The sequence below is a fragment of the Neobacillus sp. DZ-9 genome (assembly GCF_059587065.1).
Map to the genome: position 1 here is coordinate 1 of NZ_JCAIOL010000018.1, position 17,215 is coordinate 17,215.

The window sequence follows — 17,215 nt, forward strand, 5'->3', positions numbered from 1 at the left end:
ATGGCGAGAAGGTCACACCCGTTCCCATACCGAACACGGAAGTTAAGCTTCTCAGCGCCGATGGTAGTTGGGGCACGCGCCCCTGTGAGAGTAGGACGTTGCCAGGCAAATGTAAAAGGACAATCCGCTAGGGTTGTCCTTTTTGTTTTGTCAAAGAATCCTATTTGAAGAGTCTTGGAACTCTTCAATGGGACAAAACGTTAACTCAAATGGCCGAAAATGTCCCATAGACCCCTAATATGAGACAAAAAGTCTGATCAAATCATCGGAAATGTCCCATAGACTGCTTCTAAGGGACAAAAAGCCAGCTTAAATCATTGGAAATGTCCCATAGGCCCCCACTAAGGGACAAAAAGCCAGGTTAAATCATCGGAAATGTCCCATAGACTGCTTCTAAGGGACAAAAAGCCGGCTTAAATCATTGGAAATGTCCCATAGACCCCCACTAAGGGACAAAAAGCCAGGTTAAATCATCGGAAATGTCCCATAGACTGCTTCTAAGGGACAAAAAGCCGGCTTAAATCATTGGAAATGTCCCATAGACCCCCACTAAGGGACAAAAAGCCAGGTTAAATCATCGGAAATGTCCCATAGACTGCTTCTAAGGGACAAAAAGCCGGCTTAAATCATCGAAAATATCCCATAGGCCCCCACTAAGGGACAAAAAGCCAGTTCAAATCACACGAAATGTCCCATAGACCATACCCGATAGCCAAATCCGCTGATTTTATTAAATCTCCTTAATATCTCAAACACCAGCAGCCTTTATCGCTTCCCAATACCCATTCCCTCATATAAATTTAATACCTCATCCCAATGCCACTTCTCGTAATACCAGGTTCCTAAAGAAAGATCTTTAATCCATAATTTCCCTACTCCATTCCTTGAAACGAATACATTTGCATGTTCCCTATCCGTCCTAACCCAAATAAGAGAATGGTATAAAAACTGCGGTGCAAAGTCGCCTTCATTTTTAGAAGGAAAGGTCACTTGCCTTTGTTTTTTAGAAACCTCAAATATACTCGGCATTGGCCGTTCAGTAACATCCACTAACTCACTTTCCTTGGAACGTGAAGCATACAAAATATCGTTATTCTTCCATACGAAATCCCGATCAGCATATCCGTTTGGAGTATTATCTGTCCTATGAAAATCTGGTACACTAACTGTCTTCAATTGCTTATTCTTCAATGCCTCTCTTCCTATCCCGCTTATATATCCAAGAGTATTCTTAGCAGGTCCCCATTGAAACCACTCCTCATAATTTAACATCTCATCCACTCTTTTAAAGACCTGCCCATCTGAAGAAAGAATACAAAGCATATTACTATCAGCAGATAAGGACGCTGTTTGCACCATTAAAAAACTAATCCACTTATGATCATGAGACCATTTAAACCGACTTGTACTAATATAGAGCTCATTTTCCCCAACAGGGACTGTATAAAAGTGCTTTACCAACGGTTTCTGCCGTCCTAATAAAACCTTGGATAATATGATATCAGAATTTAACTTTTCGCTTTCCTTAGAAGAGGTAAGTAACCCCATTCCATCAGGCAGCCAAGAAAAGTTTTCAATATTCACAGCTACCTGACTACTCAGAAATGAGGAAGCTGTATTTATGACAAATAAGTCTTTCCCCTGAAGAAAACCAATCTTATTTTCCCGAGGAGACCATTGAAAGCCTCTAGTAATATTCGATTTTACCCTAAAGTGTTTGTTTATTTTAATATTATAAAGCCACAAATCGCCGCTATAGGGAGACTCCCCGCCCTTTAGGTAAGCTAACCAGTGACCATCATACGACCACTTTGGATATCTAACATAATTACCGGCAGTAATCCTCTTTTCTTTATCCCCTACCTTAATCCAAAGGTTATTCCCCCGAACAAAAGCTGCCTTTAAAGAGTTTTCAGCATTTACAGGTGAATTGAACGCAATGATAGAAAAAATCAGAAACAAAATGACAAGAACTTTTTTAAACATAAAAATTACCCCCCATTTTATTCATTTAGTATGTCCTCAATGGTAAAGACTAAAAATGAACGGAATGAAAGCAGGTGACGTGATGGACAGACTTGATTTTCTGCATCAGTATAAATTAACAAGCATTTTATTAGCTGCTGTAATCGCGTGGTTCATTGTTTTTATCATAAATAAAGTGATTCATAATTTTTTTCAAAAAACAAATTTTCTTGAGGAACGGAAAGAGCAAACGCTTGAAAGCATGATTCGTTCCTTTACTAAATACACGGCAACGCTAACGGTCATATTTTTTGCCATATCGCAGTATGTGAATAATTTTGGCAGGGTATTGGCGGGTGCTGGGATTGTCGGGGTTATCGTCGGGTTTGGGGCACAAAGCCTGATAAAGGATATTTTGTCAGGGATTTTTTTAATTTATGAAAAGCAGCTTCATAAAGGTGATTTTATTACCGTTAATAATACCTTTAATGGGACAGTTGAAGAAATTGGCCTGCGGTTTTTAAAGGTCAGGGAGTGGAGCGGAAAGCTGCTGACAATGAGCAATGGAGAAGTAAAGCAGATCCAAAACTATAATATTGACCAAATGCGTGTTATTGAAAGAGTGGTGGTGAGTTATCGGGAGAACCCAGCCAAAGTAATGGAAATCCTGGAGGTCGCTTGTGAAAAAATAAATGTAACAAACGAGCTCTGTTTAAAAAAGGATTCGTCCGATTGTGTTGTAGAGCCATTTCAAGTTTATGGGATGACGTCAATCAACGCTAATTTTAGAGGGATTGAATATACGATTACCGGCCTTGTGGACGATACTTTATATTGGAATGCAGCGAAGGAAGCAAGGAGGATCATCGCTCAAACACTATATGATTTTGAAATCCAGCTTGCCGAAGATACGATGGTAGTAAAATCTCAAATTTCTTCTGCAGCATTACAAAGGGACTGACCGTTCATAAATTATGTGCTAAAGTATAGTGAGTAAAAGCATGGGGGGCATCTTATGTTAGAAAATAGTTTACTCATGGTGGCTATTATCCTGATAATTAATATTGTCTATGTTTCTTTTTTTACAATCAGAATGATTTTAACGCTGAAGGGACAACGGTACCTTGCTGCGTTTCTAAGTATGATTGAAGTGGTTATTTATGTATTGGGTCTCGGCCTTGTCTTAAATAATCTTAATGAAATCCAAAATCTGATTGCCTATGCGGTTGGATATGGCATCGGTGTCATTGTTGGGATGAAAATTGAAGAAAAGCTGGCATTGGGGTATATTACTGTTAATGTAATCACAAAGGAATATGATAAAGATTTGCCCAAGATACTGAGAGAAAAAGGGTACGGTGTGACAAACTGGGAGGCGAATGGTCTCGAGGGAGGCCGCATGGCGATGCAAATCCTCACCCCCAGAAAATTTGAGTTAAAACTATATGATACGATTAAAAGCTTGGATCCGAAAGCATTCATTATCTCGTATGAACCGAAATCGATTCACGGCGGGTTCTGGGTGAAATCTGTGAAAAGAGGGAAATTGTTTTCATGAGTAAAAAGAAGATGCAATTTGAAGTGCAGGAAAATGAAAGTATTGAGGAATGCCTGAATAGAATAAAGCAGCAAGGATACTTTCCTGTCCGTAGAACAGAGAAACCAATTTTTCAAGAAGTAAATAAAGGAAATGAGACGATTTATGTGCCAGTTGGCCGTCAAATAGTCTTTGAAGCGAAAATAATAGAGTAAAACACGAACATTATTTAATGAATTAAAAATAATGTTCGATTTATTGGTTGACAGCCTGAAGGTTGATTGGTAAGATAAAGGCAGATAATCTAACAAAACAACTTATCTTTACCCTCGTATATCCATGGGAATATGGCCCATAAGTTTCTACCCAATAACCGTAAATTATTGGACTATGAGGGAAAGTCAATATGTTCGGTACAAAATGGGGCGAGAGCTGCCGTTTTGTTGACCTTAAATGCTCATGCCCGGACAAATGGCTTTCTCTTTTAGAGATGCCATTTGTGCCGGGTTTTTATTTTGAATCAATGGGGGAATCGGAATGGAAAAGCGCGTCGGTGTCATCATGGGAAGCAAATCAGATTGGGAAACGATGAAAAACGCTTGTGACCTATTAGATCAATTAGAGATTCCGTATGAAAAAAAGGTTGTTTCAGCCCATCGAACACCGGATTTGATGTTCACATATGCCGAAAAAGCTAGAGAAAGAGGATTAAAGGTTATCATAGCCGGTGCGGGCGGGGCAGCTCATCTGCCTGGTATGGTAGCAGCAAAAACCACGCTGCCGGTTATTGGGGTACCGGTACAATCAAAGGCGTTAAATGGCTTAGATTCCTTGCTATCAATCGTGCAGATGCCGGGCGGTGTTCCAGTGGCAACCGTGGCCATTGGAAAAGCCGGAGCTGTAAATGCCGGCCTGCTGGCTGCACAAATTTTAGCAACGGAAGACATAGAACTGGCTAATAGATTAGAAGCTAGACGTGAAACTATGAAACTAGAAGCACTAGAAAGTAGTGATCAACTTGTCTAACAAAACCATTTTACCTGGAGCAACAATTGGAATCATCGGCGGAGGACAACTTGGCAGAATGATGGCATTGTCCGCTAGAGCACAAGGCTTTCGGATTGCCGTTTTAGAGCCTGCAGCAGACTCTCCTTGCGGCCAAGTGGCGGACCTTGAAATCATTGGAGCTTACAATGACCGCGAAGCAATCAGCAGACTAGCCGAGGTCAGCGACGTGATAACTTACGAATTTGAAAATATTGATGCAGAAACATTAGAGTGGATTTGTGAGAAGGCTTATGTCCCGCAAGGTCCAAAGCTCTTAACGATAACGCAGGACCGAATCAAAGAAAAAGCAGCCATTCGAGAGGCTGGAGTAGAGGTTGCCCCTTATGAGGTCATCAACAGTCTTGAAGATCTTTTTTCAAAAATAAAACGGATTGGTTACCCAGCTGTATTGAAAACGGCACGAGGCGGCTATGACGGCAAGGGACAACTTGTTTTGAAAAGCGATAAGGATTTACAAAAAGCAGATGCACTCATTAACCATGGAGCATGTGTACTAGAAAAATGGATTCCTTTTGAAAAAGAAATCTCCGTAATTGTAACGAGGAAACTGGATGGTGAGACAGCATTTTTTCCAGTAGCAGAAAACATTCATCATGAAAATATTTTGCATACAACGATTGCTCCGGCAAGGATATCAGAAACTTTAAGAGGCCGTGCTATGGAAAAGGCTAAGCTAATAGCTGATTCGCTCGGATTGGTCGGTACACTGGCCGTTGAGATGTTTTTGACGGAGGAAGGAACCATTTACATTAATGAGCTGGCTCCAAGACCGCATAATTCTGGGCATTACACGATTGAAGCCTGTGAGACATCACAATTTGAACAGCATATACGGGCGATTTGTAATTGGCCTTTAGGAAGCACAGAGCTATTAAAACCGTCCGTTATGGTCAATCTATTAGGAGAGCATCTTGAAAATTTATATCAAGAAATTCCGGCAATGACAAACTGGAAGGTTCATTTATACGGTAAAAAAGAGCCAAAATTGAAAAGAAAAATGGGGCATGTTACCATTTTACGAGATGACGTTTCAGCGGCACTTTCAGAAATTGAAGAAAGCAGCATCTGGCGCACAGCAAAAGAACTGATCGGAGGATAAAACATGATTGATCGTTATACTAGACCTGAAATGGGAGCTATTTGGACGGAGGAAAACCGCTTTAATGCCTGGCTGGAGGTTGAAATCCTCGCATGTGAAGCATGGTCCGAGCTTGGAGACATACCAAAGGAAGATGTAAAGAAGTTACGTGAAAATGCTTCTTTCAATATTGACCGTATTAAAGAAATCGAAGAAGAAACAAGACACGACGTTGTGGCCTTTACTCGCGCTGTTTCCGAAACATTAGGCGAGGAGCGCAAGTGGGTGCATTACGGCTTAACTTCTACAGACGTAGTTGATACCGCATTATCGTATGTCTTAAAGCAGGCAAATGCAATTTTACAAAAAGATCTTGAAAACTTTATTGAGATTCTAAAAAACAAAGCACAGGAACATAAATACACGGTCATGATGGGGCGGACGCACGGAGTACATGCTGAACCGACGACATTTGGCTTAAAGCTTGCACTTTGGTATGAAGAGATGAAGCGCAACTTAGAACGGTTTAAGCAGGCTGCACAAGGAATTGAGTTTGGCAAAATTTCCGGTGCTGTAGGTACTTATGCCAATATCGACCCGTTCGTGGAACAGTACGTGTGTGAAAAGTTAGGGCTGCAAAGAGCGCCAATTTCAACGCAAACCCTGCAGCGCGATCGACATGCTCACTACATGTCCACCATAGCTTTAATCGCATCGTCGATTGAAAAATTTGCCGTTGAAGTTCGCGGATTGCAAAAGAGTGAAACACGTGAGGTTGAGGAGTTTTTTGCAAAAGGTCAAAAGGGCTCATCGGCTATGCCGCATAAACGCAATCCAATTGGCTCTGAAAACATGACGGGAATTGCCCGCGTGATTCGCGGCTACATGCTGACCGCTTATGAAAATGTACCGCTTTGGCATGAACGCGATATTTCCCATTCATCAGCAGAAAGAATTATTTTGCCGGATGCGACCATCGGCTTGAATTACATGCTGAACCGTTTCGGAAATATTGTGAAAAACTTGACGGTCTATCCAGAAAACATGAAACGCAACATGGATCGTACGCTTGGGTTGATTTACTCACAGCGCGTGCTGCTGGCCTTGATTGACAAGGGGTTATCCCGTGAGGAAGCTTATGACACGGTGCAGCCAAAAGCGATGGAAGCGTGGGAGAAGCAAGTTCCTTTCCGCGGCTTAATTGAAGCAGAAGAAAAAATTACTTCCTTGCTTTCACCAGCAGAAATTGCGGATTGCTTTGATTACAACTACCATCTCCAACATGTTGATACGATTTTTGATCGATTAGGGTTGAACTAAAAAAATAGAGGGGCATTGATAGTGCCCCTCTTCATATTGAAGATTCCCAATATTGCGAACACAAGGAGTGATCCACAATGAGTGAACTACTATACGAGGGCAAAGCAAAACGAATTTACGCAACCAACGATGACCAAGTTGTTTTAGTCAAATACAAGGATTCCGCTACTGCTTTCAACGGAGAAAAGAAGGCAGACATCAATGGCAAGGGCCGTTTAAATAACGAAATTACGAGTTTGCTATTTTTAAAGCTTAAAGAACATGGAATCGACTCACACTTTATCAAAAAGACTTCTGAAACCGAGCAGCTAGTGAAAAGAGTCACCATCATTCCGCTTGAAGTGGTCGTTCGCAATGTGGCTGCAGGAAGCCTATCCAAAAGATTGGGAATCGAAGAGGGCCAACAGTTGACAACGCCATTAGTTGAGTTCTACCTCAAAAATGATGAGCTTGGCGACCCGCTAGTAACAGTTGATCACATTCTTGAACTAAAGTCAGCAACAACAGATGAACTCACAGTATTAAAAGAAAAAGCACTTCAAATTAATACAGTTTTATCAAGCTTTTTTAAAGAACTAGGGATTCGCCTTATTGATTTCAAACTAGAGTTTGGGAAAGACAGTGAGGGTCAAATCCTGCTGGCTGATGAAATTTCTCCTGACACCTGCAGACTGTGGGATCAAGAGACGAATGAAAAGCTCGATAAGGATGTATTCCGCCGCGATTTAGGAAGTTTAACAGAAGCCTATGAAAATATCTTAACAAGACTTGGAGGACGTCAGCATGTTTAAAGTAAAGGTGTTTGTCACATTAAGAGAAAGTGTCTTAGATCCGCAAGGGAAAGCAGTTACACATTCCTTGAATTCCTTAAACTATAACGAAGTAAAAGACGTCCGCATCGGAAAATATATGGAATTGACTTTAGAAAAATCAGAACGTGATATTCATGAGGTAATCAATGAAATTTGCACAAGTTTACTTGCCAATCCGGTTATCGAAGATTACCGATATGAAGTAGAGGAGTGTGTCGCACAGTGAAGTTTGCGGTCATCGTCTTTCCGGGATCCAATTGTGATGTCGACATGTACCATGCCATCAAGGATGAGCTTGGTGAAGAGGTCGAATATGTGTGGCATGATACTGAGAGCTTAGAAGGATTTGACGGAATTCTTCTTCCTGGCGGCTTTTCCTATGGGGACTACCTCCGCACGGGCGCAATTGCCCGCTTCAGCAAGGTTATGAAGGAAGTCGTCAAAGCGGCTGAGGCTGGCAAGCCTATTCTCGGCGTGTGCAACGGTTTTCAAATTCTTCTAGAAGCAGGCTTGCTTCCAGGGGCTATGCGCCGCAACGAAAGCCTTTCGTTTATTTGTAAACCAGTGGAATTAAAGGTCGAAACTAATCAATCGATTTTTACTGCCGCATACGAAGAAGGGCAAACGATTACGATTCCTGTTGCCCATGGTGAAGGAAATTATTACTGTGATGAAGAAACGCTGGAAAATTTAAAGGCGAACAACCAAATCGTCTTTACCTATAAGCAAAATCCAAACGGTAGTTTAGAAGATATAGCTGGAATCACCAACGAAAAAGGAAACGTACTAGGCATGATGCCGCACCCTGAAAGAGCCGTAGATGAACTTTTGGGCGGAGCAGACGGATTAAAGTTATTTCAATCAATTGTAAAGTCATGGAGGGAAGCAAATGTTGTTAAAGCTTGAGCCAAATCCAGAACAAGTGAAAGCAGAGAAATTATATCAGCAAATGGGTTTGTCCGATGAGGAATTTACAATGATTGAAAACATCCTTGGACGGACTCCGAATTATACGGAAACAGGCTTGTTTTCGGTCATGTGGTCCGAGCATTGCAGCTACAAAAACTCTAAGCCGGTCCTCAGAAAGTTTCCTGTAACGGGTGAGAAAGTCCTTCAAGGCCCTGGAGAGGGTGCGGGTATTGTCGATATTGGCGACGGCCAGGCGGTCGTATTCAAAATTGAAAGCCACAACCATCCATCCGCTATCGAGCCGTATCAAGGAGCAGCTACCGGTGTCGGCGGCATCATCCGCGATGTATTTTCGATGGGTGCCCGTCCGATCGCTCTATTAAACTCACTTCGTTTTGGTGAACTTGATACAGCACGGGTCCGCTACCTATTTAAAGAAGTTGTAGCTGGAATTGCCGGTTACGGAAACTGTATCGGAATTCCAACTGTTGGCGGCGAAATTCAATTTGAACCATGCTATGAAGGGAACCCGCTTGTCAATGCGATGTGTGTGGGTCTCATCGACCATAAAGATATTAAAAAAGGCCAGGCGCACGGAGAAGGTAATACGGTCATGTATGTTGGGGCCAAAACGGGCCGTGATGGCATTCATGGTGCTACCTTTGCTTCCGAAGAATTGACAGAAAACTCAAATGAAGATCGTCCGGCGGTTCAGGTCGGCGACCCATTTATGGAAAAGTTGCTTTTAGAAGCCTGTCTTGAGTTAATTCACTTCGATGCCCTTGTCGGCATTCAGGATATGGGAGCAGCCGGACTTACCAGCTCTTCAGCAGAAATGGCGAGCAAGGCCGGAATGGGAATCGAAATGAATCTTGACCTTGTCCCACAGCGTGAAACGGGAATGACAGCCTATGAAATGATGCTGTCAGAATCACAGGAACGGATGCTGATTGTTGTTAAAAAGGGAAGAGAACAAGAGATCAAGGACCTTTTTGATAAATATGATTTAGAAGCGGTTGCCATCGGTAAGGTTACAGCAGATAAAAAGCTACGCTTAATCCATCAAGGTGAAATCGTTGCCAATGTTCCGGTTGATGCCTTGGCCGAAGATGCACCGGTTTATCAAAAGCCATCGCAGGAGCCAGCTTATTTCCAAGAGTTCCAAGCGATGGAGAATGAAATTCCGCCAGTTGCGGATTTGAAAGAAACATTAGTGAATATCCTAGCACAACCTACCGTTGCCAGCAAAGAATGGGTATATGAGCAATATGACCACATGGTCCGCACAAATACAGTTGTGGCACCAGGGTCGGATGCTTCAGTAGTCAGAATTCGCGGCACTCGCAAGGCCTTAGCGATGACAACCGATTGCAATTCCCGCTATGTGTACTTAGACCCGGAAACCGGCGGAAAAATTGCCGTTGCGGAAGCCGCTCGTAATATTGTCTGCTCTGGTGCGGAGCCATTAGCAATTACTGACAACCTTAACTTTGGCAGCCCGGAGAAACCGGAAGTATTTTGGCAGATCGAAAAGGCAGCCGATGGAATCAGTGAAGCCTGCCGCGTCCTTGAAACACCTGTCATTGGCGGAAACGTATCCCTCTATAATGAAACAAGCGGGACTGCGATTTACCCAACACCGGTAATTGGGATGGTAGGACTTGTTACGGATTTAGACCATATTACGACTCAACACTTCAAAAATGCTGGCGACCTTATTTACCTCCTAGGGGAAACAAAAGAAGAGTTCGGGGGAAGCGAATTACAAAAGCTAGTTTACGGCAAGGTTTTTGGCAAAGCCCCAGCATTAAATACGACTTTGGAAAAAGAAAGACAAAATCAAGTTCTGGCCGCGATTCGTGCCGGGGTGGTTCAGTCTGCCCATGACCTATCAGAAGGCGGTCTAGCTGTAGCATTAGCAGAATCCTTATTTAACGGCAACGGACTTGGTGCACAAGTGAAAATCACCGAAAATCCAGTTTCTGCCCTATTTAGTGAAACACAATCACGCTTTTTGTTATCTGTTAAAAAAGAGCACCAAGTAGAGTTTGAAAGTTTAGTTGAAGCTCAATTGATCGGAGAAGTAAATCTTTCAGGAACAGTAAAAGTCAAAACGGATAGCGAAACAGTACTAGAGAGCACAGTTGAAGAATTAAAAGCTGCCTGGAAAGGAGCGATCCCATGCTTGCTGAAATCAAGGGATTAAACGAAGAGTGCGGTATCTTTGGTGTTTGGGGTCATCCAGACGCCGCCCAGCTTACTTATTACGGGCTACACAGCCTTCAGCATCGCGGCCAGGAAGGGACGGGTATTGTTGTCTCTGATGGCAAAACCTTAAAAGGGGTTAAGGGCGAAGGGCTGGTAACGGAGATTTTTACAGCAGATGCGATGAAAGAATTAACGGGTACGGCAGCAATCGGCCATGTCCGTTATGCGACAGCAGGGGGCGGCGGTTACGAAAACGTCCAGCCGCTCCTGTTCCATTCGCAAAGCGGCAGTCTGGCGCTTGCACACAATGGGAACCTCGTTAATGCGAATTCCTTAAAACATCAGCTTGAGACCCAAGGAAGTATTTTTCAAACAAGTTCGGATACAGAGGTACTGGCGCATTTAATCAGAAGAAGCGGCTTTGCCAATATGAACGACCGCGTGAAAAATGCCCTTTCAATGTTAAAGGGTGCGTATGCCTATTTAATAATGACGGAAAACGAGTTAATGGTGGCGCTTGACCCTCATGGACTAAGGCCGCTTTCACTCGGCTGTCTTGGCGATGCTTATGTAGTTGCTTCAGAAACATGTGCCTTCGATGTGGTAGGAGTTGAATACATCCGTGATATCATGCCTGGAGAGTTACTAATCATTAACGAGAAGGGGCTGACATCCGAGCAATTTGCTGTCAGTTCCACTAAAGCCATGTGCATGATGGAATATGTTTATTTTTCAAGGCCGGATAGTAATATCCAGGGGATTAATGTCCATACGGCCCGTAAAAACATGGGGAAAAGACTGGCAGTAGAAGCACCGATCGAAGCTGACGTTGTCACAGGTGTCCCTGATTCCAGCATTTCAGCAGCGATCGGATATGCCGAAGCAGCCGGCATTCCTTATGAAATGGGCTTAGTTAAAAATAAATATGTTGGCAGGACGTTTATCCAGCCTTCTCAAGCCTTACGTGAGCAGGGAGTAAAAATGAAACTTTCGGCTGTCCGCGGCGTCGTTGAGGGTAAACGGGTTGTTATGGTCGATGATTCCATTGTCCGCGGTACGACGAGTCGAAGAATTGTTTCACTTCTTAAAGATGCAGGAGCGACAGAGGTACATGTAGTCATCAGTTCTCCACCGATTAAAAACCCGTGTTTTTATGGGATTGATACGGCAACTAAAGAAGAATTAATTGCTTCGGATAAATCGGTTGAGGAAATTCGAGAGCTGATTGGGGCGGATTCATTAACCTTTTTAAGCTTAGATGGTATGGTAAAAGCGCTTGGGCAGGACGGTAACGGTGGTTTTTGTCTTGGTTGCTTTACTGGAAATTATCCGACAGAAATATATCCTGATACACTTCAGTACTATTATCAAAGGGGCTGACGACTTTTGGCAAATGCATACAAACAAGCAGGAGTAAATATCGAAGCAGGCTATGAAGCAGTCGATCGTATGAAAAAGCATGTTCAAAGAACAGCAAGAAACGGTGTATTGGGCAGTCTCGGCGGTTTTGGCGGCATGTTTGATCTATCTGCGTTAAATTTGAAAGAACCAGTACTGGTGTCAGGCACCGATGGAGTCGGCACGAAACTGAAGATTGCTTTTATGATGGATCAGCACGATACGATTGGTATCGATGCGGTGGCTATGTGTGTGAATGATATTGTGGTGCAAGGGGCAGAACCGTTATACTTCCTCGATTATATCGCTTGCGGGAAAGCTGTTCCTGAAAAAATCGAGGCCATTGTAAAAGGAATCGCTGACGGATGTGAGCAAGCTGGCTGCGCTCTGATCGGCGGAGAAACGGCGGAAATGCCGGGACTTTACCGTGAGGATGAATATGACCTGGCTGGATTTACAGTCGGTGCATGTGAGAAATCACGTCTAATCAACGGAGAAACGATTAAGCCGGGAGATGTGCTGATCGGGCTTCCTTCTAGCGGGATCCACAGCAATGGCTACTCGCTCGTCAGGAAAGTGTTTAACAATTGGTCATTAATCGAATTCGTCGACGAACTCGGGTGTACATTAGGGGAAGAATTATTAAAACCAACGAAAATTTATGTAAAGCCGATTTTGTCTGCGCTTGAAAAGTTTAACCTAAAAGGAATGGCCCATATTACAGGGGGCGGATTTATAGAGAACATTCCAAGAATGCTGCCTGCTGGTCTTGGTGCGGAGTTGGATGAAAAACGCTGGCAGATTCCGAATATTTTCAAATTGATTTCTGAGGTTGGACAAATCGATTATAAAGAGATGTATAATATTTTTAACATGGGAATTGGCATGGTCGTTGCTGTGGATCAAGATGATGCGGGGGAACTCTTGGAATATTTCCGTCAATGTGGTGAGACAGCTTATGAAATCGGCGTCGTGACCGATCAAGAAGGAATAAACATTAAAGGTTTAGGTGGCCGTCGATGAAGAAAATCGCCGTGTTTGCATCAGGAAGCGGAAGCAATTTTCAAACGATCGTTGACGCTGTTCAATCCGGGGTGCTTAGTGCAAACCTAGCCCTATTGGTTTGTGATAAGCCAGGTGCTTACGTCATTGAAAGAGCAAAAGCATCAGGGATACCTGGTTTTATTTTTAATCCTAAAGACTATCTTGAAAAGGCAGACTATGAAAAAGTAATATCTGTACTGCTGAAGGAAAATAAAGTGGACTTGATTGTACTTGCCGGGTACATGCGTCTGATTGGACCTACCTTATTAAAAGAGTACGAAGGGCGAATCATTAACATTCACCCTTCCCTTTTGCCAGACTTTCCAGGTAAAGATGCGATAGGCCAGGCATTAGCAGCGAAAGCGAAATGGAGCGGGGTAACCATTCATTTTGTCGATGCTGGAATGGATACAGGCCCGATTATTGTCAGGGAACGAGTGCGAATTGAAGAAAACGAGACAAGAGAAAGTTTAACCACGAAGATTCAGGCGATTGAGCATAAGCTATATCCATCGATTCTACAAATGCTTATTACACAAGGAGAGGTTTTATATGCAGAAAAAGCGGGCGCTAATTAGTGTATCTGACAAAAGTGGAGTTAGCGAATTTGCTAGAGAATTAGATCGTTTAGGCTTTGAAATCATCTCAACCGGCGGGACAAAGAAAATGCTTCAGGAGCAGGGGATTCCGATTTTCGGTGTCAGTGATGTTACCGGGTTTCCAGAAATCTTAGAAGGCCGTGTTAAAACATTAAATCCGTATATTCATGGCGGTTTACTTGCAAAGCATGATGAGAAGGACCATCAAAAACAGCTTGATGAGCATGGCATTACACCAATTCAGCTTGTTTGCGTGAATCTTTATCCATTCCAGCAAACGATTGAAAAACCGGATGTAACTGTGGCGGATGCGATTGAGAATATTGATATCGGCGGACCAACGATGCTCCGCGCTTCTGCAAAAAATCATCAATATGTAACAGTAGTTGTAGACCCTGCTGATTATGAAAAGGTTCTGGCTGAATTAAATGCAGATGGTTCAACGAAGCTTGAAACTAGAAGAAAGCTTGCGGCGAAAGTATTCCGCCATACCGCTGCCTATGATGCTTTAATCGCAGAATATATGACCGATCTTACTCAGGAAGAAACACCTGAAAAATTGACGGTTACCTATGAATTGAAGCAGACACTTAGGTACGGAGAAAATCCGCATCAACAAGCTGCTTTTTATAAAAAGCCATTAGGCTCTACGTTCTCGATTGCAAATGCCGAACAGCTTCATGGCAAAGAGCTTTCTTATAATAATATCAATGATGCCGATGCTGCCCTGCAAATTGTTAAAGAATTTACAGAGCCAGCAGCCGTTGCAGTTAAGCACATGAATCCGTGCGGTGTTGGGACAGGGAAAACTGGTTTTGAAGCGTTTGAAAAAGCGTTCGCAGCGGACCCAGTATCGATTTTTGGGGGAATCATTGCCTTTAATCGTGAAGTTGACGGACAAACGGCTGGGAAACTTCATGAGATTTTCTTAGAAATTATCATAGCTCCTTCTTTCACTAAGGAAGCCTTAGAGATTTTAACTGCGAAAAAGAATTTACGATTATTAACGATTCCGTTCGAGCAAGCACCAAAAGCAGAAATGAAGATGACAACGATCGAAGGCGGGTTACTTGTCCAAGAACAGGATCGCTTCACATTAGAGCATGCCGAAATCACTATTCCAACTAAAAGACAGCCGTCAGACGCGGAATGGGCAGCATTGAAGCTTGGCTGGAAGGTAGTAAAACATGTGAAATCAAATGCTATCGTTGTTTCAAGTGGAGACATGACACTGGGAATTGGTGCCGGCCAAATGAACCGCGTGGGCTCAGCAGAAATTGCGCTGAAGCAGGCAGGCAGTAAAGCAGAAGGCGCGGCACTTGCCTCGGATGCGTTTTTCCCAATGGATGATACCGTGGAAGCTGCTGCGAAAGCAGGAATTACCGCAATTATTCAGCCTGGCGGATCCATTCGCGACGCCGATTCCATCAAAAAAGCAGACGAATACGGAATTGCGATGGTATTTACAGGAGTAAGACATTTTAAACACTAAGGGGGAGACATGGTGAAGGTTCTAATTATTGGCCGCGGCGGAAGAGAGCATGCCATATGTCGTAAAGTAAGTGAAAGCCCGCTTGTAGAAAAAGTGTATGCAGCTCCTGGGAATGACGGCATGGTTGATGTGGCGGAGCTTATTGCAATTGAAGAAACTAACTGCGAGCAGCTCCTTCAATTTGCGAAAGAAGAGAACATAGGCCTAACGATTATCGGCCCAGAAGTTCCACTTTTAGAAGGTTTGGCTGATAAGTTTGAAGCAGCAGGCTTAAAGGTATTTGGACCACGCCAAGCCGCTGCCGAAATCGAAGGAAGCAAATCATTTGCGAAAGAATTAATGAAGAAGTACCAGATTCCAACAGCTGATTACGCAGTTTTTACTTCTATTGAGAATGCGCGTCAGTATGTAGAGGAAAAGGGTGCACCGATTGTCATTAAAGCAGACGGCTTAGCGGCAGGTAAAGGTGTAACGGTGGCAATGACCAAAGAGGAAGCCTTAGCAAGCTTGGAGGACATGCTTGTTGGAGCGAAATTTGGTGCCGCATCCTCACGAGTGGTTATTGAAGAATTTTTAAGCGGGGAAGAGTTTTCGTTAATGGCCCTTGTGAATGGAGAAGTGGTTATTCCGCTTGAGATTGCACAGGACCATAAGCGAGCCTTTGATGGAGACCAGGGGCCGAATACCGGTGGGATGGGTGCCTATTCACCAGTTCCTCAAATTGGAGCGGAAATGGTTCAAACGGCTGTTGAAACAGTTCTTCGTCCTGCGGCCAAAGCGATGGTTGAGGAAGGCAGAAGCTTTTGCGGTATTTTGTATGCGGGCTTAATTGCTACACCTGAAGGTCCAAAGGTGATAGAATTTAATGCTCGCTTCGGTGATCCAGAGACACAAGTAATTTTACCGAGACTGTCGTCAGATTTAGTGGCTGTAATCCTAGAACTTCTAGATGGCGGTGTTCCGTTCCTTGAATGGGATTCCCAGTCCATGGTCGGTGTGGTGGTCGCTTCGAAGGGTTATCCGGATGAATACCAAAAGGGTGCCGTGTTACATGGATTGGGTGAAATTGATAAAAGTGTATTCACCTTCCATGCGGGAACGCGGAAAAATGCTGCAGGAGATTTCACTACAGCTGGGGGCAGAGTCCTATTAGTAGGAGCAAAAGCTGAAAACTTAATTGAAGCGCAGAAAAAGGTTTATGCTGAGCTTGAAAAATTAAATTGTGCCGGTGTATTTTATCGAAAAGATATCGGGACAAAGGCTATTAAGAACGTTTTTTGAGTTGTACATCACTACAATTAAAGGGCTGACCGTTCGCGGCCGGCCCTTTATTGATTTCAGGTCGGATTATAAGGAACCTCTATTCCTTCCATCCCATCCATTGAATCATTCGCATGATTGTGTTCCTCAATCATCCCTTGGCATTTTTCACAAAGTGCTGTTATAGGACAATAGCGTACAATCCCTTCAGCCACCTTCATCGCTCCGCATAAAGCCACGAATAAATAGGAATCCCGCCACGGATGCTTCACCAATTTAGAGGTGCTCCATGCAAGAACAGTTAGACCGAGGGTAATCCGAATTAATGCGTTTAATAGGCCGATATTTGGTCTGATATTCATTTTGTTCACTCCTTCACAATATTTTTACAATATTTATCATTTCTTTACTGCTTTAAACTGTAAAGTATGATAGTATAGTATCTAAAGAAATTTTGTAAGGGCTTTCTTTATTGATAAATCAAGATTTTATTATATAAATAGTTTTTTATAAAGGGAGGGATTT

General features: G+C 43.1%; 17 protein-coding genes, 1 rRNA gene and 1 riboswitch. Of the genes, 16 read left to right on the forward strand and 2 right to left on the reverse strand.

Annotated features, from left to right (window positions below; translation table 11 throughout):
* A 5S ribosomal RNA gene (gene rrf / locus AC59HZ_RS29050) occupies positions 1 to 107 on the forward strand; the annotation flags it as partial.
* 658 nt (positions 108 to 765) lie between these two features.
* Here rrf and AC59HZ_RS29055 read toward each other — a convergent pair.
* Positions 766 to 1,986, reverse strand: coding sequence for a TolB family protein (locus tag AC59HZ_RS29055; protein ID WP_496549219.1), 1,221 nt, complete (start codon positions 1,984 to 1,986; stop codon positions 766 to 768).
* A 64-nt stretch (positions 1,987 to 2,050) separates the two neighbouring features.
* Here AC59HZ_RS29055 and AC59HZ_RS29060 point away from each other — a divergent pair, with 64 nt between their 5' ends.
* From AC59HZ_RS29060 to purD, 15 genes are all read left to right on the forward strand, one after another.
* A complete protein-coding gene (locus tag AC59HZ_RS29060; RefSeq protein WP_496549269.1) occupies positions 2,051 to 2,926 on the forward strand; it encodes a mechanosensitive ion channel family protein in 876 nt (291 codons plus the stop codon).
* 54 nt (positions 2,927 to 2,980) lie between these two features.
* Positions 2,981 to 3,523: a DUF2179 domain-containing protein gene (locus AC59HZ_RS29065; protein WP_496549220.1), complete on the forward strand. Its 543-nt coding sequence runs from the start codon at positions 2,981 to 2,983 to the stop codon at positions 3,521 to 3,523.
* Entirely contained in the window at positions 3,520 to 3,717 is a 198-nt protein-coding gene (locus AC59HZ_RS29070) for an NETI motif-containing protein (RefSeq protein WP_496549221.1), read from the forward strand. The genes AC59HZ_RS29065 and AC59HZ_RS29070 overlap by 4 nt, the downstream gene beginning before the upstream one ends.
* Positions 3,718 to 3,811: 94 nt before the next feature.
* A riboswitch (purine riboswitch) is annotated at positions 3,812 to 3,913 on the forward strand.
* Between the two features lie 126 nt (positions 3,914 to 4,039).
* Positions 4,040 to 4,528 (forward strand): 5-(carboxyamino)imidazole ribonucleotide mutase, encoded by a 489-nt coding sequence (gene purE, locus AC59HZ_RS29075; RefSeq protein ID WP_496549222.1) that lies wholly within the window; start codon positions 4,040 to 4,042, stop codon positions 4,526 to 4,528.
* Positions 4,521 to 5,669, forward strand: a complete 1,149-nt coding sequence (gene purK, locus AC59HZ_RS29080) for a 5-(carboxyamino)imidazole ribonucleotide synthase (RefSeq protein ID WP_496549223.1) — start codon at positions 4,521 to 4,523, stop codon at positions 5,667 to 5,669. The genes purE and purK overlap by 8 nt, the downstream gene beginning before the upstream one ends.
* A gap of 3 nt (positions 5,670 to 5,672) precedes the next feature.
* Entirely contained in the window at positions 5,673 to 6,968 is a 1,296-nt protein-coding gene (purB, locus tag AC59HZ_RS29085; RefSeq protein WP_496549224.1) for an adenylosuccinate lyase, read from the forward strand.
* 77 nt (positions 6,969 to 7,045) lie between these two features.
* Entirely contained in the window at positions 7,046 to 7,759 is a 714-nt protein-coding gene (gene purC, locus AC59HZ_RS29090) for a phosphoribosylaminoimidazolesuccinocarboxamide synthase (protein ID WP_496549225.1), read from the forward strand.
* The gene (gene purS / locus AC59HZ_RS29095) at positions 7,752 to 8,006 is read left to right on the forward strand and encodes a phosphoribosylformylglycinamidine synthase subunit PurS (protein ID WP_496549226.1); all 255 of its coding nucleotides are present in this window, start codon (positions 7,752 to 7,754) and stop codon (positions 8,004 to 8,006) included. The genes purC and purS overlap by 8 nt, the downstream gene beginning before the upstream one ends.
* A complete protein-coding gene (purQ, locus tag AC59HZ_RS29100) occupies positions 8,003 to 8,686 on the forward strand; it encodes a phosphoribosylformylglycinamidine synthase subunit PurQ (RefSeq protein WP_496549227.1) in 684 nt (227 codons plus the stop codon). Before purS ends, purQ begins: the two co-directional genes overlap by 4 nt.
* Positions 8,670 to 10,895 carry a phosphoribosylformylglycinamidine synthase subunit PurL gene (gene purL / locus AC59HZ_RS29105; RefSeq protein WP_496549228.1) on the forward strand — a complete coding sequence of 742 codons (2,226 nt, stop codon included), beginning with the start codon at positions 8,670 to 8,672 and terminating at the stop codon, positions 10,893 to 10,895. Before purQ ends, purL begins: the two co-directional genes overlap by 17 nt.
* The gene (purF, locus tag AC59HZ_RS29110; RefSeq protein ID WP_430069451.1) at positions 10,871 to 12,277 is read left to right on the forward strand and encodes an amidophosphoribosyltransferase; all 1,407 of its coding nucleotides are present in this window, start codon (positions 10,871 to 10,873) and stop codon (positions 12,275 to 12,277) included. The genes purL and purF overlap by 25 nt, the downstream gene beginning before the upstream one ends.
* A 6-nt stretch (positions 12,278 to 12,283) precedes the next feature.
* The gene (purM, locus tag AC59HZ_RS29115) at positions 12,284 to 13,318 is read left to right on the forward strand and encodes a phosphoribosylformylglycinamidine cyclo-ligase (RefSeq protein WP_496549229.1); all 1,035 of its coding nucleotides are present in this window, start codon (positions 12,284 to 12,286) and stop codon (positions 13,316 to 13,318) included.
* On the forward strand, positions 13,315 to 13,917 hold the full coding sequence (purN, locus tag AC59HZ_RS29120) for a phosphoribosylglycinamide formyltransferase (RefSeq protein ID WP_496549230.1): 603 nt from the start codon (positions 13,315 to 13,317) through the stop codon (positions 13,915 to 13,917). Before purM ends, purN begins: the two co-directional genes overlap by 4 nt.
* Positions 13,892 to 15,430, forward strand: coding sequence for a bifunctional phosphoribosylaminoimidazolecarboxamide formyltransferase/IMP cyclohydrolase (purH, locus tag AC59HZ_RS29125; RefSeq protein WP_496549231.1), 1,539 nt, complete (start codon positions 13,892 to 13,894; stop codon positions 15,428 to 15,430). The genes purN and purH overlap by 26 nt, the downstream gene beginning before the upstream one ends.
* 12 nt (positions 15,431 to 15,442) lie before the next feature.
* Positions 15,443 to 16,711 (forward strand): phosphoribosylamine--glycine ligase, encoded by a 1,269-nt coding sequence (gene purD / locus AC59HZ_RS29130; RefSeq protein WP_496549270.1) that lies wholly within the window; start codon positions 15,443 to 15,445, stop codon positions 16,709 to 16,711.
* Between the two features lie 56 nt (positions 16,712 to 16,767).
* On the opposite strand, the gene AC59HZ_RS29135 is transcribed toward purD, so the two are convergent.
* Entirely contained in the window at positions 16,768 to 17,052 is a 285-nt protein-coding gene (locus AC59HZ_RS29135; protein ID WP_496549232.1) for a YgaP family membrane protein, read from the reverse strand.
* Positions 17,053 to 17,215: the final 163 nt, after the last annotated feature.